The organism is Serratia rubidaea (assembly GCF_016026735.1).
Taxonomy (GTDB): Bacteria; Pseudomonadota; Gammaproteobacteria; order Enterobacterales; family Enterobacteriaceae; genus Serratia_B; species Serratia_B rubidaea.
This window is the reverse complement of record NZ_CP065640.1, coordinates 1186104-1202443: the sequence shown is the minus strand read 5'-3', so window position 1 is coordinate 1202443 and position 16340 is coordinate 1186104. Positions and strand designations below refer to the sequence as shown.

Sequence of the window (16340 nt, the reverse complement as noted above, 5' to 3'; positions counted from 1 at the left end):
GCTTAGTAGTAAGAGTGCTCGCCGCGCTGGTGTTCGGTCAGATCGCGCACGCCCTTCAGTTCCGGGAACTTCTGCAGCAGCTCTTTTTCGATCCCTTCCTTCAGCGTTACGTCGACCATGGAGCAGCCGTTGCAACCGCCGCCGAACTGCAGGATGGCGAAGCCTTCGTCGGTGATCTCCATCAGCGTCACGCGGCCGCCGTGGCCGGCCAGCTGCGGGTTGATTTGCGATTGCAGGACGTACTCGACGCGCTCCAGCAGCGGCGCATCGTCGTCCACTTTACGCATTTTGGCGTTCGGCGCCTTCAACGTTAACTGCGAGCCCAGCTGGTCGGTGACGAAGTCGATTTCAGCGTCTTCCAGAAACGGCGCGCTGATCTCATCAACGTAGGCCGACAGTTTGTCGAACTTCAGTTCGGTGTCCGTCGCTTCTACCGCGTCAGGCGGGCAATAAGAAACGCCGCATTCGGCCGTCGGCGTACCCGGGTTGATCACGAATACGCGGATCTGGGTGCCTTCTTCTTGATTTGCCAGCAGTTTGGTAAAATGTTCCTGTGCTGCATCTGTTATACGAATCATAGCATTAGCTCAATAGTTGACTTCTATAGTAGGTTATAATACGCCCATTATTCCGGCACTACAATGTGCGGCAAATACACCATATCTGCAATGAAGCGACGCCCTGCGCCTGCAGCAGCGCGGCGATTTCCGCCGCCGTGCTGCCGGTGGTCACCACATCATCCAACAGGGCGACGTGCCGCCCGGCCAGATCCTCATCGCAGCGAAAGGCGCCGCGCAGGTTGCGCCTGCGCTGCCGTGCCGTCAGGCGCTGCTGTGCGGCGGTGGCGCGTATGCGCCGCAGCGCCCGCGGACGATACTCGCAGCCCAGCCAGCGGGCCAGCGGCGTCGCCAGCAGTTCGCTTTGATTATAGCCGCGTCGCCAGCGACGCATTTTCTGTAAGGGTACCGTTAAAATCAGCTCGGGTCTGTTCAGATATTGCTCTCGGCGCAGCTGTAGCCAGCGCAGCAGAAGCAGCCTGGCCAGCAGCAGCGCCAGCTCCGGACGCCGCTGAAACTTGAGGCGTTTGACCAGCTGGCTCAGCGGGCTGACATAGTCGGTGACGAACACCAGCCGCCGCCAGGGCGGCATTTTTTGCAGGCAGCGGCCGCAGGGATAACGGCTGTCGCCGGCGGGCAGGCCGCAGCACGGGCAGCAGGTCGGCGGCGCGGGCAGCCGGCGCAGGCAGTAGCTGCAGATGCCGTGCTGGGCCAGGCATAAAGGCTGCCGGCATAGCCAACAGCGGCTGCGGATTGTTAGCATAGCGTCCTCCGTGACGAGTCAAACAAGGACAATAACTGATGACAGCGTTGTACTGGCAAACAATGGGTGAAGGCGATCGCGATCTTGTGCTGCTGCACGGCTGGGGGCTGAACGCCGAGGTGTGGGGTTGCGCGCTGACGCGACTGGCGCCGCATTTCCGGCTGCATCTGGTGGATCTGCCCGGCTATGGCCGCAGCCAGGGCTTTGGCGCGCTGACGCTGGCGCAGATGGCGGAGATCCTGCTGGCGCAGGCGCCGCAGCAGGCCTGGTGGCTTGGCTGGTCGCTCGGCGGACTGGTTGCCAGCCAGATCGCCCTGACGCAGCCGCAGCGGGTCGACGGCCTGATTACCGTCGCGTCGTCGCCGTGTTTCTCCGCCCGTGACGACTGGCCGGGGATTCGTCCCGAAATATTAAGCGGCTTCCAGCATCAGCTGAGCGAGGATTTTCAGCGTACCGTGGAGCGTTTTCTGGCGCTGCAGACGCTGGGCACCGAAAGCGCCCGTCAGGACGCCCGCACCCTGAAGTCGGTGGTGCTGAATCAGCCGATGCCGAGCGTGGAGGTGTTGAACGGCGGGCTGGATATTCTGCGTACCGCCGATTTGCGGCGCCGGCTGGCCGAGGTGCGCAGCCCGATGCTGCGCATCTACGGCTATCTGGACGGGCTGGTGCCGCGCAAGGTGGCGACGCTGGTGGATGAACTGGCGCCGGCCTCCCGCTCGGTGGTGGTCGCCAAGGCGGCGCATGCGCCGTTTATTTCGCATCCCGATGAGTTTGCCGAGCTGATCCTGCGCTTTGTCGGCGACGGCGCACTTTGATCCACCGCAATCGCCCGGTTAAAAAATTTGGCGATTACTGGCTAAAAAACCAAGCTGTCCGATACTGAATAAGTCAATGTGTTGGCTGCAAATGGAAGCGCTCTGCACCCGTTCTTTTACTGCGGCGCTCAGTCTCTGGGTGAGGGGGAACGTCAGGGAAATGGCGAACCCCCGGGCGTCGCGGCAGCCTGTTGTCACAACGTATGTACTTTTGACGACCTGAATAACGTATAAATTATCCATTGAGAGGTAGAGTTATGAAATCATTGAAGATGATCGTTGCTGCTCTGGTTGTGGGTTCCGTGTCTTTCAGCACCATGGCGGCCACGCTGCTGACGCAAGAAGATCTGGATAAAAATCCGGGAAAATACGAGAAGATCGGTACGGTGAGCACCACGGCGGAAACCACCTCGCCGATGGACGCGAAAGAGAAGCTGTCCAAACTGGCTGATGAGAAGGGCGGACAGTATTACGTGGTGATCGCGGGCCGCGAGCACGGTAAATTCAGCGCCATCGCCGATGTGTATAAAGACAAACAGTAATCTCTGATTAACCAGGGGCGCAGGCTGCGCCCCTGACGTTACGCCTTCAGTTGATAGACCACCGTGGTACAGGCTTTCCCTTCCGGGCAGCTTTTACAGGCGCCGCTCAGGCAGCCGCTGCCATCCACAATGCGGCGTTCCGCTTTCCCCAATGCAATCAGACGATCCAGCATGGCCTGCACCAGCGGCAGCGGTGCGTTCAGCTGCCGGCTGAGCTGCTGCGCCTGGGCGCTGCCGCAGAGCGCCAGCGCGTCGCGCACTTGCAGCAGGCTGGCCATCAGTGGCATGCCTTCTGTGAAGACTGGCAGCAGTCGCCTGCCGCAGCGCCGCTGCGCAGCCGTACGGTCACGCGGCTGCGGGCCTTGCGCAGGCCGATCAGCACCAGCAGGTTGACCACCACCACCGCCGCGATGCACAGCAGGCTGTACTGCGGGTGCTGGCTGAAGGTGGCAAACTGGTAAAACAGCGTCGCCAGCGAATAGGCGATGTTCAACCCCCACAGAATGGAGAAGGTCATCCAGCCGCGGCTGGATTCACGGGCGATGGCCCCCATCACCGAGACGCACGGCACGTACAACAGCACAAAGATCAGGTAGCTGTAGGCGGAAACCGGCGTGCCGAACTTACTGCTCATGGTGCCCATTGAACTGACGCCCATTTCACCGTCGCCCTTGCTGGCCTCGATCGGGTTGGAGAGCACGCTGAGGCTGAAGGTGTCTTTCAGCCCCTGCCAGGTTTCCTGCAGCGCCGCTTGCAGCTCATCCAGCAGGTTGAAGCTTTCGGCGTCAAATTCCTGGCTGGTAATGTGTTCGGCGGTGTACAGCGTGTTCAGCGTCCCTACCACCACCTCTTTGGCCATCGCGCCGGTCACCAGCCCGACGGTAGCCTGCCAGTTGTCGCTGTGCACGCCCATCGGCTGCAGCAGCGGCGTCAGCACCTTGGAGACTGAGGCCAGCGCGGAATCATTGATGCTGTCCACCGGCTTGCCGCTGAAGGAGAAGCTGTTCAGGCCGCCGATAAAAATGCTGGCGATGACGATCACCTTCCCGGCGCGCAGTACGAAGCCTTTCAGCCGCTGCCAGGTTTGCAGCAGCAGGCTTTTCAGGTGCGGCACGTGATACACCGGCAGCTCCATCACGAACGGCGAGGCTTCGCCGCGCATGATGGTGTATTTCAGCACCAGGCCGGTGAGGATCGCCACCAGGATACCCAGCAGATACAGGGAGAACACCACGCCGGCGCCGTGCTGGCCGAAGAACGCCGCGGCGAACACGGCAAAGATCGCCAGCCGGGCGCCGCAGGACATAAACGGCGCCATCATGATGGTAATCAGCCTTTCGCGCTGCGCGTCCAGGGTGCGGGTGCCCATAATCGACGGTACGTTGCAGCCAAACCCGACGATCAGCGGCACAAAGGATTTGCCCGGCAGCCCCAACGCCTGCATCAGCCGGTCCATCACGAACGCGGCGCGCGCCATATAGCCTGAATCCTCAAGGAATGACAGGAACAGGTACATCATGCCGATCTGCGGCACCAGCGGCAGCACGGTGTTGATACCGCCGCCGACGCCCTGCGCCAGAAAGACCGTCAGCCACTCCGGGGCGTGCAGGGTATAGCCGAGCCATTGAATGCCCTGAATAAACAGGGCGGCCGAGCCGAGATCGAAAATCGGCTGCAGCGCGCCGCCGATATTGATGGCCAGCAGAAACATCAGGTACATCACCAGCAGAAAAATCGGCACGCCCAGCCAGCGGTTGAGGATCACCTTATCCAGCAGGTCGGTCAGCCGGTTTGGCCGCGCCTGCTGCGAATTGCTGACGCTATCGCAGATGGCGGCGATGGACTGGTAGCGCGCATCGGCAATCACCAGCGCCGGGTCTTCCTGCTGTTGCCGCTCCAGCGACTGCCGGGCCGCCGGCAGCAGCGCGGCGGCGTCGCCCGCCAACTGGTGGCTGTAAATATCGCCCTCCAGCATCTGCAGCGCCAGCCAGCGGCGCTGGCCGTCCGGCAGCGTCTCGGGCATCGCGGCGCTGAGCGCGTCGACTTCCTGCAGCAGCAGCGGCGGATAGTTGACCAGCGCGGTGAGCTGGTTGCACTGGTGATTGTCGATCATCTGCTTGAGCACGCCGATGCCGTCGGCTTTGGTCGAGACCATCGGCACCACCGGGCAGCCGAGGCGCGCCGACAGGGCGGCGACGTCGATGGCGATCTGCTGGCTGCGGGCGATATCCAGCATGTTCAGCGCCAGAATGCAGGGAATGCCCAGCTCCAGCAGCTGCAGCGTCAGGTAGAGGTTGCGTTCAAGGTTGGAGGCGTCGACCACGTTGATCAGCAGGTCGGCGTCGCCGCTGAGAATGTAATGGCAGGCGATCTGCTCATCCAGCGAGGTCTGTTCGGAGATGGTGGTCAGCGAGTAAGTACCGGGCAGATCGACCAGCGTTACCTGCGACTGCGGCGTGGCGAACTGGCCTTCCTTACGCTCCACCGTCACCCCCGCCCAGTTGCCGACCCGCTGACGGGCGCCGGTAAGCTGATTAAACAGCGTGGTTTTCCCTGAATTCGGATTGCCGATTAGGCCAATGGTGAGTTTTTTCATCGTTATTTTCATGCCGCATAAGAGTGTCGACGACGGCCCGGCGTTACGGCTGTGCTTCAAGCGCCAGCAGGGCGAGATCTTTTTTGCGCAATACCAGGCTGACGCGCCGGGTTTTGATTTCTATAGGGTCGCCGAGCGGGGCCACGCGAATCACGTCGAACGACGAACCGGGCAACATGCCGAGCGATAACAGTTTTTGTCGATAGGCCGGGCTGATTTCAGGAGAAAAACCGGCGATCTTATAAGAGCGTTTGGGCTGTAGATGCATATGACCTGCTTGATTTTTCTGGACGCGTAGGGCGTGACGCCAACGCGTCGGAATCGTATGCGGCGGCTGCCGATACTGCTTCAGGTCGCTGCCGACAAGGGATAAACACGTACAAGAATAATAGTGAGAATCATTCTCTAATTCAATTCGAATTGTGTGGATATTGGTAACGATTCGTTATCGGCCGCCTGCGCGATGCCGTACTTGTATCACTCAGCCAACGGCGCGGCAAATGAGGAGAATTCGTTAAATTTATTAAATAGTGGCGTCTGTTTTTTCTTATTTGAGAACGGCGTGATCCTGGCCGGCAGATATTCCGCTGCTTTTGCTACATCGGTGAAATTATTATTAACACGGACCGACGTCACCCGCGCGGCTAACGCCTTGTACCAGGGCGAAAATAAGCATTATGAAAGAGAAATGTTAATAAAAGTGTGAATAAGAACGCGTTGCGTTGCGCAAAGAAGCGAAAGAGAGCGGCCGGCAGCAAGCGGTGAAAAAATAGCGCCGGGGTTGCGGCAGGTCAAAAAAATGCGGATTTAAAACAGGCGGAGCCGGGCGGCTCCGCCTGAGAGCTTGCGACGGTTAGCGTTTTTTGCCGAAGGCCGCCGCCAGCGCATCGCCCATGGCGCTGTTGCCGGCCGGGGCGTTGTTGCGCGCTTTCGGACGCTGAGCCTGCTGGCGCGATGCGTTATCGCGATCGCGCGCCGGCGCGGAACCGCCGCGGCGCGGCGAACCTTCCCCCGGCTGCTCGTCCAGACGCATGCTCAGCGCAATGCGCTTACGCTGCAGATCCACTTCCATCACCTTCACCTTGACGATATCGCCGGCTTTCACCACGGTATGCGGATCTTCGACGAACTTGTCGGCCAGTGAAGAGATATGCACCAGACCATCCTGATGGACGCCGATATCGACGAAGGCGCCAAAGTTGGTCACGTTGGTTACCGAGCCTTCCAGGATCATCCCCGGCTGCAGGTCGTTCAGCGTTTCCACACCGTCGGCGAAGGTGGCGGTTTTGAACTCGGGACGCGGATCGCGGCCCGGTTTCTCCAGCTCTTTCAGAATGTCGGTCACGGTCGGCACGCCGAACTGCTCGTCGGTAAAGTCGCTGGCCTTCAGGCCGCGCACCGCGCTCGGGTTGCCCATCAGATCCTGCAGCGCCTGCTGGGTGGCGGCCAGAATGCGCTCTACCACCGGATAGGTTTCCGGGTGTACGGTCGAGGCGTCCAGCGGGTTGTCGCCGTGGTTGATGCGCAGGAAGCCGGCGCACTGTTCAAAGGCTTTCGGCCCCAGGCGGCTGACTTTCAGCAGCTGCGCGCGGTTGTTGAAGCGGCCGTTTTCATCACGCCAGTTAACGATGTTCTGCGCCATGATGCGCGTCAGGCCGGCGACGCGGGTCAGCAGCGGCACCGAGGCGGTGTTCAGGTCGACGCCGACGGCGTTTACGCAGTCCTCAACCACCGAGTCCAGCTTCTTCGCCAGCTGGCTTTGGCTGACGTCGTGCTGATACTGACCGACGCCGATGGATTTCGGCTCGATCTTCACCAGTTCCGCCAGCGGATCCTGCAGACGACGGGCGATGGACACCGCGCCGCGCAGCGACACGTCGAGGTTCGGGAACTCCAGCGCCGCCAGTTCGGACGCGGAGTAGACCGATGCGCCGGCCTCGCTGACGATTACCTTCTGCGCCTTGACCGCCGGGAACTGTTTTTGCAGTTCGGCGAAGAAGCGCTCGGTTTCACGGGAGGCGGTGCCGTTGCCGATCGCCACCAGTTCGACGTTATGTTTGGTGCACAGCGCGGCGACTGCGGCGGCGGCCTTGGCGGCCTGACCGGTGTGCGGGTAAACGGTATCGGTGGCCACCAGTTTGCCGGTGGCGTCGACCACCGCCACTTTCACCCCGGTGCGCAGGCCCGGATCGAGCCCCATGGTGGCGCGCATGCCGGCCGGCGCCGCCATCAGCAGATCGTGCAGGTTGCGGGCAAACACGTTGATGGCTTCATCTTCGGCGCGTTCGCGCACCGTGCCCATCAGTTCGGTTTCCAGGTGCAGCAGCACCTTGATGCGCCAGGTCCAGTTGACCACCGCTTTGCGCCAGGCGTCCGCCGGCGCGTTGTTCAGCCGCAGGTCCAGGTGGCTGATGATGATCTGTTCCGCCTGGCTTTCACGCGGCGCTTCGTCGAACTGCGGGTCGGCATTCAGCGACAGCTGCAGGATGCCTTCGTTGCGGCCGCGGAACATCGCCAGCGCGCGGTGCGATGGCACCTGGGCGATAGGTTCGTGATGGTCGAAGTAGTCGCGGAATTTTGCGCCTTCCTCTTCTTTGCCTTCCACCACTTTGGCCACCAGATGGGCGTTCTTCCACAGGTAGTTACGCACTTTGGCCAGCAGCGCGGCGTCTTCGGCAAAGCGCTCCATCAGGATGTAGCGTGCGCCGTCCAGCGCCGCTTTTACGTCCGCCACGCCTTTATCGGCGTCGACAAAGCTTTCCGCCAGCCGTTCCGGCTGCTGTTGCGGATCCTGCCACAGCGTATCGGCCAGCGGCTCCAGACCGGCCTCAATGGCGATCTGGCCGCGGGTGCGGCGCTTCGGCTTGTAGGGCAGGTACAGGTCTTCGAGTTCGGTTTTGCTCAGCGTGGCGTTGATCGCGCCCGCCAGTTCGTCGCTCAGCTTGCCCTGTTCTTCAATGGATTTGAGGATGGTCTGGCGGCGGTCTTCCAGTTCACGCAGATAACCCAGGCGGGTTTCCAGCTGGCGCAGTTGGGTGTCGTCCAGGCCCCCGGTGACTTCCTTACGATAGCGTGCGATAAACGGCACGGTATTACCTTCATCCAGCAGGCGGATTGCGGAGTCAACTTGCTCCGGACGCGCCTGCAGCTCTGTTGCAATAATGCGGCTCAGTGGCTCATTCATAAGTCTGGTATCTGTTAGGAACGGTGAGTAAACAGGGGACAGTTATACGTACTGCCGGTGAAAAATGCCAGCGCGCCGGGCCTGTGCGGCACGGCCGCTGCGCCGGTAGAGCAGGGCGGCACTGGCGTGAGGCAAGGTTCGGAATAGGCTGAAATTTATTTAACGTATTCAATCTGATTGACGTACCACAGCGCTTCGCCGAGCGGCGTGTTGACGGTAACGGCGTCGCCGACCTCTTTTTTCAGCAGGGCGCGCGCCATCGGCGCGTCGATGGAGATATAGTCTTTACGGCCGAAAATCTCATCGTAGCCCACAATGCGGAAGCGTTTGGTGTCGCCGTCGTCGTTTTCCACCTCAACCCAGGCGCCGAAGAAGACTTTGCCTTCCTGCTGCGGCGAGTAGTCGACGATTTTCAGCTGCTCCAGGCATTTGGTCAGGTAGCGTACCCGGCGGTCGATCTCCCGCAGCCGCTTCTTGTTGTACTGATAGTCGGCGTTTTCACTGCGATCGCCGAGGCTGGCCGCCCAGGTGACCTTCTTGGTCACCTCCGGCCGCTCTTCGCGCCACAGGTAATCCAGCTCTTGTTTAAGTTTGTTATAACCTTCGCGGGTTATTAATTGAGTTCTCATCGTTATCCACCTTAATGGATCGGTCATGGGATTTTATCACGTGGATTTTCGCATAACCCGGTGTATGACGGGCATTTTATCGCAATGTGATATGCTGCGCTGCCGTGCGGATCGCAACGGAGAGCAGGGGCTTTTCTCGCCGGCCGGGCGACGAAAACAGTTGATAAATGGGCAAAAGAATAAGCTTTGTAACAATTTCGGCTAGAATGTATACCATTAATCGCTGTCCGAGATGACAGGGTTTTTTAACAATATTCGCATCAGGCAATACAGCCTTTGGGAGTAATACAATGCAAGAGAATCATAAGATTCTGGTCGTTGATGACGACATGCGTCTGCGTGCGCTATTGGAACGCTATTTAACCGAGCAGGGCTTTCAGGTGCGCAGCGTGGCGAACGCCGAACAAATGGACCGCCTGCTGACGCGGGAATCGTTCCACCTGATGGTGCTGGACCTGATGCTGCCGGGAGAAGACGGTCTGTCTATCTGCCGCCGCCTGCGCAGCCAGAGCAACCCGATGCCGATCATCATGGTGACCGCCAAGGGCGAAGAAGTGGACCGTATCGTCGGGCTGGAAATCGGCGCCGATGATTACATTCCAAAACCGTTCAACCCGCGTGAACTGCTGGCGCGCATCCGCGCGGTGCTGCGCCGTCAGGCCAATGAACTGCCGGGCGCGCCGTCGCAGGAAGAGGCGGTGATCGCCTTTGGCAAATTCAAGCTGAACCTCGGCACCCGCGAGATGTTCCGCGAAGACGAGCCGATGCCGCTGACCAGCGGTGAGTTTGCGGTGCTGAAGGCGCTGGTTAGCCACCCGCGTGAACCGCTGTCGCGCGATAAGCTGATGAACCTGGCGCGCGGCCGTGAATACAGCGCCATGGAGCGTTCCATCGACGTGCAGATCTCGCGTCTGCGCCGCATGGTGGAAGAAGATCCCGCCCATCCTCGCTATATCCAGACCGTTTGGGGCCTGGGCTATGTCTTTGTACCGGACGGCAGTAAGGCATGAGGCGATTGCGCTTTTCACCGCGTAGCTCGTTTGCCCGAACCCTGTTATTGATCGTCACCTTGCTGTTCGTCAGCCTGGTGACGACCTATCTGGTGGTGCTGAACTTCGCCATCCTGCCCAGCTTGCAGCAGTTTAATAAGGTCCTGGCGTACGAAGTGCGTATGCTGATGACCGATCGGCTGCAGCTGGAAGACGGCACGTTGCTGGAAGTGCCGCCGGCGTTCCGTCGGGAAATCTACCGTGAGCTGGGGATCTCGCTGTATACCAATGCCGCCGCGGAAGAGAGCGGGCTGCGTTGGGCGCAGCACTATGAGTTCCTCAGCCAGCAGATGGCGCGCCAGCTGGGCGGCCCGACCGACGTGCGCGTCGAGGTTAACAAGAATACGCCGGTGGTCTGGCTGAAGACCTGGCTGTCGCCGGATATCTGGGTGCGCGTGCCGCTGACCGAGATTCATCAGGGCGATTTCTCACCGCTGTTCCGCTATACGCTGGCGATCATGCTGCTGGCGATCGGCGGCGCCTGGCTGTTTATCCGTATTCAGAACCGGCCGCTGGTCGAGCTGGAGCACGCGGCGCTGCAGGTCGGCAAAGGCAATATTCCGCCGCCGCTGCGTGAATACGGCGCGTCGGAAGTGCGTTCGGTAACGCGCGCGTTTAATCAGATGACCTCGGGCGTCAAGCAACTGTCGGACGACCGCACCTTGCTGATGGCCGGCGTCAGCCACGATTTGCGTACGCCGCTGACGCGCATCCGTCTGGCGACGGAGATGATGGGCGCGGAGGACGGTTATCTGGCGGAGTCGATCAATAAAGATATCGAAGAATGTAACGATATTATCGAACAGTTTATCGATTATCTGCGTACCGGCCAGGAGATGCAGACGGAGCTGTGCGACCTCAACGCCATTTTGGGCGAGGTGATCGCGGCGGAAAGCGGCTATGAGCGGGAAATTGACGCCAGTCTGGCGCCGGGCGAGCTGTTGATGAATGTGCATCCGCTGTCTATCAAGCGTGCGGTGGTCAATATGGTGGTCAACGCGGCGCGTTACGGCAACGGCTGGATCAAGGTCAGCAGCGGCAGTGAGCTGCAGCGCGGCTGGTTCCAGGTGGAAGATGACGGCCCGGGCATTAAACCGGAAGAGCTGAAGCATCTGCTGCAGCCGTTTGTGCGCGGCGACAGCGCGCGCAGCACCAGCGGCACCGGCCTGGGGTTGGCGATTGTGCAGCGCATTATTGACGGCCACGCCGGCGCGCTGGAGTTTGGCGTCAGCGAGCGCGGCGGTTTGCGCATGCGCGCCTACATTCCGCTGCCGATCGCTACCCGCGATGCGTCAAACGGCAATGGCGGGCTGCCGAAAGAGAAGGCTTGACCCATCCTGTGCAAGGGCGCGTCATGGCGCCCTTCAGGATTTCCGGCTCATCACGTAGTATTCGGCCGCGTCTTCATGCAGGCGTTGCCCCGCAGGCACCTGCCAGGGGTCAATCAGTTCGATGCCGCAGTGGAGAAAATCTTTGGTATTGCGCGTGGCCAGCGTGGCGCCGTACTGCAGACAGGTGGCGGCGATCTGCGCGTCCGGCGCGCTCATCGGCGTGCCCTGGCGCTGGTTCCTGCCCATCAGTTCCGCGTATTGCATGGCGCACAGGGCGTCAAACGGCAAAATCTGCTCATCAAAGTTAATCTGAATCGCCTCCGCCAGCCTGAGCCTTAGCGCCTGCTGGCGTTTGCCGTCCGGCATGCAGGCTATGCCGCTAAACAGTTCGGCGACGACGATGGCGCTGAGGTACAGCTCGCTATTGTCTTTTTCGTTCAGCCAACTGATGACGTTGTAATGCGGTTTAGGGCGCAGCGTCTCTGAGATCACGTTGGTATCGAGAATAATCATGCCTGGTCGTCATCATCGTCGAAGGTGACACGGCGCGGCGGCACGACATCGCGCGGCGGGATCGCCAGTTCTACGCCGCCGAATTCGGCGAAGTGCTGATGCATCCAGCTGCCCAGCCCGTAGCGCGCCGGCTTTTTCATTAGCGCCTGTTTTAAGATCATGCGCGCCTCCTCTTCCATGGAATGACCATTTTTAGCTGCCGAAATACGCAACAGCTCTTTGACCTCGTCGTCAAGATTTCTGACGGTAATGGTAGCCATTGAACCCTCCTTTGTTGTCAATGATTGCAATGATGTCATTGTCTCACTTGGTTGTTTATTAAACAACCGGCGCGCATAAAAAAAGGCGCGGAAGCCGCGCCTGAGGTTGATGACAAAATCGCCTGATAGCCCGAGATACCCGGGCCTAGCGTAACGAGGGGCGCTCCGGCGGCTGGCGCCGCTACGACCCCATCGTCACGCTCTCCCTAATAACACGCTTTGTCAGCAGTCTGAGGCGCGGAAGCCGCGCCTTGAGTATGAGCTAAAGAGAGTCTTACAGTTTTGGACCGGCGCTGACCAGGGCTGCCCCGGCCGGCGTATCGGTGTATTTATCAAAGTTGGTGATAAAGCGCTGCGCCAGATCCTGCGCTTTCTCTTCCCACTGCGCTTCGTTCTGGTAGGTGGCGCGCGGGTCAAGGATGGCAGGGTCTACGCCAGGCAGCGCCGTTGGCACCGCCAGATCGAAGATCGGCAGGGTAATGGTTTCCGCCTGGTCGATTTCGCCGCTGAGAATGGCGTCGATAATGCCGCGCGTATCCTTGATGGAGATACGTTTGCCGGTGCCGTTCCAGCCGGTGTTCACCAGATAGGCCTGCGCGCCGGCGGCCTGCATGCGTTTCACCAGCACTTCGGCGTACTGTGTCGGGTGCAGCGACAGGAAGGCGGCGCCGAAGCAGGAAGAGAAGGTCGGCGTCGGCTCGGTGATACCACGCTCGGTACCAGCCAGTTTGGCGGTGAAGCCGGACAGGAAATGGTACTGGGTCTGGTCGGCGGTCAGGCGCGACACCGGCGGCAACACGCCAAAGGCGTCGGCGGTCAGGAAGATCACCTTGGTGGCGTGGCCCGCTTTGGACACCGGCTTGACGATGTTCTGGATATGGTAAATCGGGTAGGAAACGCGGGTGTTTTCGGTTTTCGAACCGTCATTGAAATCGATGCTGCCGTCGGCCAGTACGGTGACGTTTTCCAGCAGCGCATCGCGCTTGATGGCGTGGTAGATATCCGGTTCGGCTTCTTCGGACAGCTTGATGGTTTTGGCGTAGCAGCCGCCTTCGAAGTTGAACACGCCGTCGTCGTCCCAGCCGTGTTCGTCATCGCCGATCAGCTGGCGTTTCGGGTCGGTGGACAGCGTGGTCTTACCGGTGCCGGACAGGCCGAAGAAGACCGCCACGTCGCCTTTTTCGCCGACGTTGGCCGAGCAGTGCATAGAGGCGATGCCCTTCAGCGGCAGCAGGTAGTTCATGATGGAGAACATACCCTTTTTCATTTCGCCGCCGTACCAGGTGCCGCCGATCAGCTGCATGCGCTCCGTCAGGTTGAAGGCGACGAAGTTTTCCGAGTTCAGGCCCTGCTGCTGCCAGTTTGGATTGGTGCATTTGGCGCCGTTCATCACCACGAAGTCCGGCTCAAACTCTGCCAGTTCTTCATCGCTCGGGCGGATAAACATGTTTTTCACGAAGTGTGCCTGCCAGGCGACTTCGGTGATAAAGCGCACTTTCAGACGGGAGTCGGCGTTGGCGCCGCAAAAGGTATCAACCACGAACAGGCGTTTACCGGAGAGTTGCTGGGTCACCAGCTGCTTCAGCTCGCCCCAGACTTCCGGGCTGAGCGGTTTGTTGTCATTTTTGCCTTTCCCCTGATCGGCCCACCACACGGTATCGCGGGTAACGTCATCACGGACAATGTATTTGTCCTTCGGGGAACGGCCGGTAAAGATCCCGGTATCGACGGCTACCGCACCCAGGTTAGTCACCACACCGCGCTCGTAGCCCGTTAAGGAAGGGTCGGTTTCTTCTTTAAACAGGAGGTCATAGCTTGGGTTGTAGACGATCTCGCCGGCGTCGTGGATCCCATAGGCGGCAAGATCCTGAGGGGTTATACCTTTAGCACACATGTCACTACTCCTTGGTCACAGCATTTTTGCGGCCAATTGTAGGTATTTACTAGTGCGTAACCGCGACAGGTATCAAATATTTAACGTTTTAAACTAACTTTAGTTACGAATTGAGAGATAGCACACGGAAAAAAGCAAACGTGCAAACGGGAAGGGCTGACGGGGCCGCAGCGGCCCCGTCAGGATGGGGTAAGCCTTAGTGCAACTGGTTGCTTTCGCCGGTATTACCGGCGTACAGCGCGGCGACGTCCATCGCGTCAAACACGTAATGGCTGCCGCAATAATCGCAGTGCATGTCGATGTTGCCGTCCTGCTCGAGCATAGTGGCCACTTCGTCAGTGTCCAGCGTCAGCAGCGCGTCGGCGCAGCGCTGGCGCGAGCAGGTGCAGCGGAACACCACCGGCTGCGGTTCATACAGCGTCACCTCTTCCTGATGGTACAGGCGGTACAGCACCTCATTGGCCGGCAGGGTGAACAGCTCTTCGTTCTTGATGGTGGCGGTCAACTGCACCAGATGATCGAAATCATCGGCGTTTTGCTCATCCTGCGCCGGCAGCACCTGCAGCAGCATACCGCCGGCGGCCGGTTGGCCGTCGGCCTCGCCGGTGCGGATAAACAGGCGGGTCGGCAGCTGTTCCGACTGGCGGAAGTAATTTTCCAGGCACTCGGCCAGCGTTTCGCCTTCCAGCGCCACGACGCCCTGATAGCGCTCGCCTTCGGCCGGGGTAATGGTGATAACCATCACGCCGTTGCCGATCATCTGCTGCAGCGTGCTGCCTTCGGCAATATCGCCCTGCAGACGCGCAACGCCGCGCATTTCCTGCTGGTTGTTGCCGTTGATCACCGCCAGCTTCAGCGGGCCGTCGCCCTGCAGCTGCACGGTAATGTCGCCGTTGAATTTCAGCGTGGCCGTCAGCAGGCTGGTGGCAACCAGCATTTCACCCAGCAGCGCCTGCACCGGGGCAGGGTAGTCGTGGTTGTCCAGGATGTGCCGGTAGGTGTCGCTGAGGGTAACCAGCTCACCGCGCACCGCGTAGTTCTCGAACAGGTAACGGTGTAATTGGTCATGATTAGACATAGTTTTCTCTCTGTGAGGCGAGGGGGTTATTCCGACTCGCCAAATTTAAATTTAATCAGGGTACGCCGCTCTTTTTTGTCCGGACGGCGGTCCGGATGCGGCATGCTCAGGGCGTTCAGTTTGCGCGCCTGCGCCATCTGTTCCCGGTTGGCGATGCTGGCCGCCGTTTCCTCATACATCAGCTGCGCTTCGCTGGCGCCGCGCCGCTGGCCGCTAAGCGCCAGCACGACCACCGTGCGTTCCTCATTGCCCTGACGCAGCTTGATCTCCGCGTTCAGCTCGACGTTTTTACTGGGTTTACTGCGCTGGCCGTTATAGTGCACTTTACCGCCGTCGATCATCTCGCGCGCCAGCGCGCGGGTTTTATAAAACCGCGCGGCCCACAGCCACTTGTCCAGACGGACGGCTGCCTCGCTGGTCGTTTTTGCTTTCATCCTGGCTCCCGTGCCAGCGCCGGTATCAACTGACGGTAATCGCGCATGGACGGATGACGCTGGAAAGTTTTTTCCGCCATGCTGGAATCCGGATTTTGTACGCCGAGGCAATAGCGAATGCCGAACCGGCGCGCGGCGTCCAGAATCGGTTCGCCGTCATCCACGAACAGCGTACGCTGAGGGTCAAAGCCGATGCGTTGCTGCACCGCCTGCCACAGACGCTGATCTTCCTTCGGATATCCAAATGTGTGGGTGGAAAGTAATAAATCAAGGTGCTGGTCGAGCCCGGTATGCGCAATTTTTACCGCCAGACTGTGCGGATGCGCATTGGTCAGCAGGATGGCCTGACGGCCGGAGTCGCGCAGCGCCTGCAGAAACGGAGCGGTATCATCGCGCAGACGGGCGCGGGAGCCGGCTTCGCTGGTCATGGCGTAAATATCCAGGTCCAGCCGCGAGCTCCAGTAATCAAAGCAGTACCAGTTCATGGTGTGCTGTACCGCGGCATACTCGGCGTCAATGATTTGACGCGCCTGGTCGAACGAAATATCGCGCTGGGCGCTCAGCGCCTGCGGCACCCGCTGCAGCCAAAAGTGGCTGTCGAACTCCAGATCGAGCAGGGTGCCGTCCATATCCAGCAAAACGGTATCTATATTGCGCCAATCAAATTCAGGAACCATAAATACTCCGGCAGCAGG

Annotated in this window: 18 protein-coding genes; 5 read left to right on the top strand and 13 right to left on the bottom strand. The window is 60.0% G+C overall.

The genetic code is table 11. The features are described from left to right. Positions 1–2: 2 nt before the first annotated feature. Both nfuA and gntX read right to left on the bottom strand, forming a co-directional pair. Entirely contained in the window at positions 3–578 is a 576-nt protein-coding gene (gene nfuA / locus I6G83_RS05635) for a Fe-S biogenesis protein NfuA (RefSeq protein WP_015962222.1), read from the bottom strand. A gap of 58 nt (positions 579–636) precedes the next feature. Further along, the gene (gntX, locus tag I6G83_RS05630; RefSeq protein WP_054305746.1) at positions 637–1320 is read right to left on the bottom strand and encodes a DNA utilization protein GntX; all 684 of its coding nucleotides are present in this window, start codon (positions 1318–1320) and stop codon (positions 637–639) included. 38 nt (positions 1321–1358) lie between these two features. On the opposite strand from gntX, the gene bioH reads away from it, so the two are divergent. Further along, the gene (gene bioH / locus I6G83_RS05625) at positions 1359–2135 is read left to right on the top strand and encodes a pimeloyl-ACP methyl ester esterase BioH (RefSeq protein WP_054305747.1); all 777 of its coding nucleotides are present in this window, start codon (positions 1359–1361) and stop codon (positions 2133–2135) included. Between the two features lie 257 nt (positions 2136–2392). Then, a complete protein-coding gene (locus I6G83_RS05620) occupies positions 2393–2677 on the top strand; it encodes a YdgH/BhsA/McbA-like domain containing protein (RefSeq protein WP_015962219.1) in 285 nt (94 codons plus the stop codon). Positions 2678–2715: 38 nt separating this feature from the next. On the opposite strand, the gene I6G83_RS05615 is transcribed toward I6G83_RS05620, so the two are convergent. From I6G83_RS05615 to feoA, 3 genes are read right to left on the bottom strand one after another with little or no spacing between them, the layout of a single operon-like run. After that, positions 2716–2955 (bottom strand): FeoC-like transcriptional regulator, encoded by a 240-nt coding sequence (locus I6G83_RS05615; RefSeq protein WP_054305749.1) that lies wholly within the window; start codon positions 2953–2955, stop codon positions 2716–2718. Continuing rightward, positions 2955–5273: a Fe(2+) transporter permease subunit FeoB gene (feoB, locus tag I6G83_RS05610; protein ID WP_054305750.1), complete on the bottom strand. Its 2319-nt coding sequence runs from the start codon at positions 5271–5273 to the stop codon at positions 2955–2957. Before feoB ends, I6G83_RS05615 begins: the two co-directional genes overlap by 1 nt. 43 nt (positions 5274–5316) lie before the next feature. Then, on the bottom strand, positions 5317–5541 hold the full coding sequence (gene feoA, locus I6G83_RS05605) for a ferrous iron transporter A (protein WP_015962216.1): 225 nt from the start codon (positions 5539–5541) through the stop codon (positions 5317–5319). A 156-nt stretch (positions 5542–5697) separates the two neighbouring features. On the opposite strand from feoA, the gene I6G83_RS05600 reads away from it, so the two are divergent. Beyond that, positions 5698–5979 carry a hypothetical protein gene (locus I6G83_RS05600; protein WP_138111977.1) on the top strand — a complete coding sequence of 94 codons (282 nt, stop codon included), beginning with the start codon at positions 5698–5700 and terminating at the stop codon, positions 5977–5979. Positions 5980–6126: 147 nt separating this feature from the next. On the opposite strand, the gene I6G83_RS05595 is transcribed toward I6G83_RS05600, so the two are convergent. Continuing rightward, on the bottom strand, positions 6127–8457 hold the full coding sequence (locus I6G83_RS05595) for a Tex family protein (RefSeq protein ID WP_054305751.1): 2331 nt from the start codon (positions 8455–8457) through the stop codon (positions 6127–6129). A gap of 155 nt (positions 8458–8612) precedes the next feature. Then, complete coding sequence (gene greB, locus I6G83_RS05590) at positions 8613–9086, bottom strand: transcription elongation factor GreB (protein WP_015962214.1); 474 nt, start codon at positions 9084–9086, stop codon at positions 8613–8615. A 290-nt stretch (positions 9087–9376) separates the two neighbouring features. On the opposite strand from greB, the gene ompR reads away from it, so the two are divergent. Together ompR and envZ are read left to right on the top strand one after the other, a co-directional pair. Next, positions 9377–10096, top strand: a complete 720-nt coding sequence (gene ompR, locus I6G83_RS05585; RefSeq protein WP_004709363.1) for an osmolarity response regulator transcription factor OmpR — start codon at positions 9377–9379, stop codon at positions 10094–10096. Beyond that, entirely contained in the window at positions 10093–11466 is a 1374-nt protein-coding gene (envZ, locus tag I6G83_RS05580) for a two-component system sensor histidine kinase EnvZ (protein ID WP_015962213.1), read from the top strand. Before ompR ends, envZ begins: the two co-directional genes overlap by 4 nt. Positions 11467–11499: 33 nt before the next feature. On the opposite strand, the gene I6G83_RS05575 is transcribed toward envZ, so the two are convergent. The 6 genes from I6G83_RS05575 to yrfG form a co-directional block, all read right to left on the bottom strand. Then, positions 11500–11979 carry a type II toxin-antitoxin system VapC family toxin gene (locus I6G83_RS05575; RefSeq protein WP_054305752.1) on the bottom strand — a complete coding sequence of 160 codons (480 nt, stop codon included), beginning with the start codon at positions 11977–11979 and terminating at the stop codon, positions 11500–11502. Then, positions 11976–12239, bottom strand: coding sequence for a FitA-like ribbon-helix-helix domain-containing protein (locus I6G83_RS05570; protein ID WP_054305753.1), 264 nt, complete (start codon positions 12237–12239; stop codon positions 11976–11978). The genes I6G83_RS05575 and I6G83_RS05570 overlap by 4 nt, the downstream gene beginning before the upstream one ends. Positions 12240–12513: 274 nt before the next feature. Continuing rightward, entirely contained in the window at positions 12514–14133 is a 1620-nt protein-coding gene (gene pckA / locus I6G83_RS05565; protein ID WP_062779279.1) for a phosphoenolpyruvate carboxykinase (ATP), read from the bottom strand. A 196-nt stretch (positions 14134–14329) separates the two neighbouring features. Next, positions 14330–15211 (bottom strand): Hsp33 family molecular chaperone HslO, encoded by an 882-nt coding sequence (gene hslO / locus I6G83_RS05560; RefSeq protein WP_054305076.1) that lies wholly within the window; start codon positions 15209–15211, stop codon positions 14330–14332. Positions 15212–15237: 26 nt separating this feature from the next. Then, positions 15238–15645 carry a ribosome-associated heat shock protein Hsp15 gene (hslR, locus tag I6G83_RS05555; RefSeq protein ID WP_054305077.1) on the bottom strand — a complete coding sequence of 136 codons (408 nt, stop codon included), beginning with the start codon at positions 15643–15645 and terminating at the stop codon, positions 15238–15240. After that, the gene (gene yrfG / locus I6G83_RS05550; RefSeq protein WP_015962207.1) at positions 15642–16322 is read right to left on the bottom strand and encodes a GMP/IMP nucleotidase; all 681 of its coding nucleotides are present in this window, start codon (positions 16320–16322) and stop codon (positions 15642–15644) included. Before yrfG ends, hslR begins: the two co-directional genes overlap by 4 nt. Between the last annotated feature and the right edge of the window lie 18 nt (positions 16323–16340).

What these genes read in the sequence shown, in the direction of transcription:
- feoB (WP_054305750.1), bottom strand. Translation starts at nt 5,273, where the DNA reads ATGAAAAAACTCACCATTGGCCTAATCGGCAATCCGAATTCAGGGAAA.
- I6G83_RS05615 (WP_054305749.1), bottom strand. Translation starts at nt 2,955, where the DNA reads ATGGCCAGCCTGCTGCAAGTGCGCGACGCGCTGGCGCTCTGCGGCAGC.
- hslO (WP_054305076.1), bottom strand. Translation starts at nt 15,211, where the DNA reads ATGTCTAATCATGACCAATTACACCGTTACCTGTTCGAGAACTACGCG.
- I6G83_RS05620 (WP_015962219.1), top strand. Translation starts at nt 2,393, where the DNA reads ATGAAATCATTGAAGATGATCGTTGCTGCTCTGGTTGTGGGTTCCGTG.
- I6G83_RS05575 (WP_054305752.1), bottom strand. Translation starts at nt 11,979, where the DNA reads ATGATTATTCTCGATACCAACGTGATCTCAGAGACGCTGCGCCCTAAA.
- I6G83_RS05570 (WP_054305753.1), bottom strand. Translation starts at nt 12,239, where the DNA reads ATGGCTACCATTACCGTCAGAAATCTTGACGACGAGGTCAAAGAGCTG.
- yrfG (WP_015962207.1), bottom strand. Translation starts at nt 16,322, where the DNA reads ATGGTTCCTGAATTTGATTGGCGCAATATAGATACCGTTTTGCTGGAT.
- greB (WP_015962214.1), bottom strand. Translation starts at nt 9,086, where the DNA reads ATGAGAACTCAATTAATAACCCGCGAAGGTTATAACAAACTTAAACAA.
- ompR (WP_004709363.1), top strand. Translation starts at nt 9,377, where the DNA reads ATGCAAGAGAATCATAAGATTCTGGTCGTTGATGACGACATGCGTCTG.
- envZ (WP_015962213.1), top strand. Translation starts at nt 10,093, where the DNA reads ATGAGGCGATTGCGCTTTTCACCGCGTAGCTCGTTTGCCCGAACCCTG.
- hslR (WP_054305077.1), bottom strand. Translation starts at nt 15,645, where the DNA reads ATGAAAGCAAAAACGACCAGCGAGGCAGCCGTCCGTCTGGACAAGTGG.
- feoA (WP_015962216.1), bottom strand. Translation starts at nt 5,541, where the DNA reads ATGCATCTACAGCCCAAACGCTCTTATAAGATCGCCGGTTTTTCTCCT.
- gntX (WP_054305746.1), bottom strand. Translation starts at nt 1,320, where the DNA reads ATGCTAACAATCCGCAGCCGCTGTTGGCTATGCCGGCAGCCTTTATGC.
- nfuA (WP_015962222.1), bottom strand. Translation starts at nt 578, where the DNA reads ATGATTCGTATAACAGATGCAGCACAGGAACATTTTACCAAACTGCTG.
- bioH (WP_054305747.1), top strand. Translation starts at nt 1,359, where the DNA reads ATGACAGCGTTGTACTGGCAAACAATGGGTGAAGGCGATCGCGATCTT.
- I6G83_RS05595 (WP_054305751.1), bottom strand. Translation starts at nt 8,457, where the DNA reads ATGAATGAGCCACTGAGCCGCATTATTGCAACAGAGCTGCAGGCGCGT.
- pckA (WP_062779279.1), bottom strand. Translation starts at nt 14,133, where the DNA reads ATGTGTGCTAAAGGTATAACCCCTCAGGATCTTGCCGCCTATGGGATC.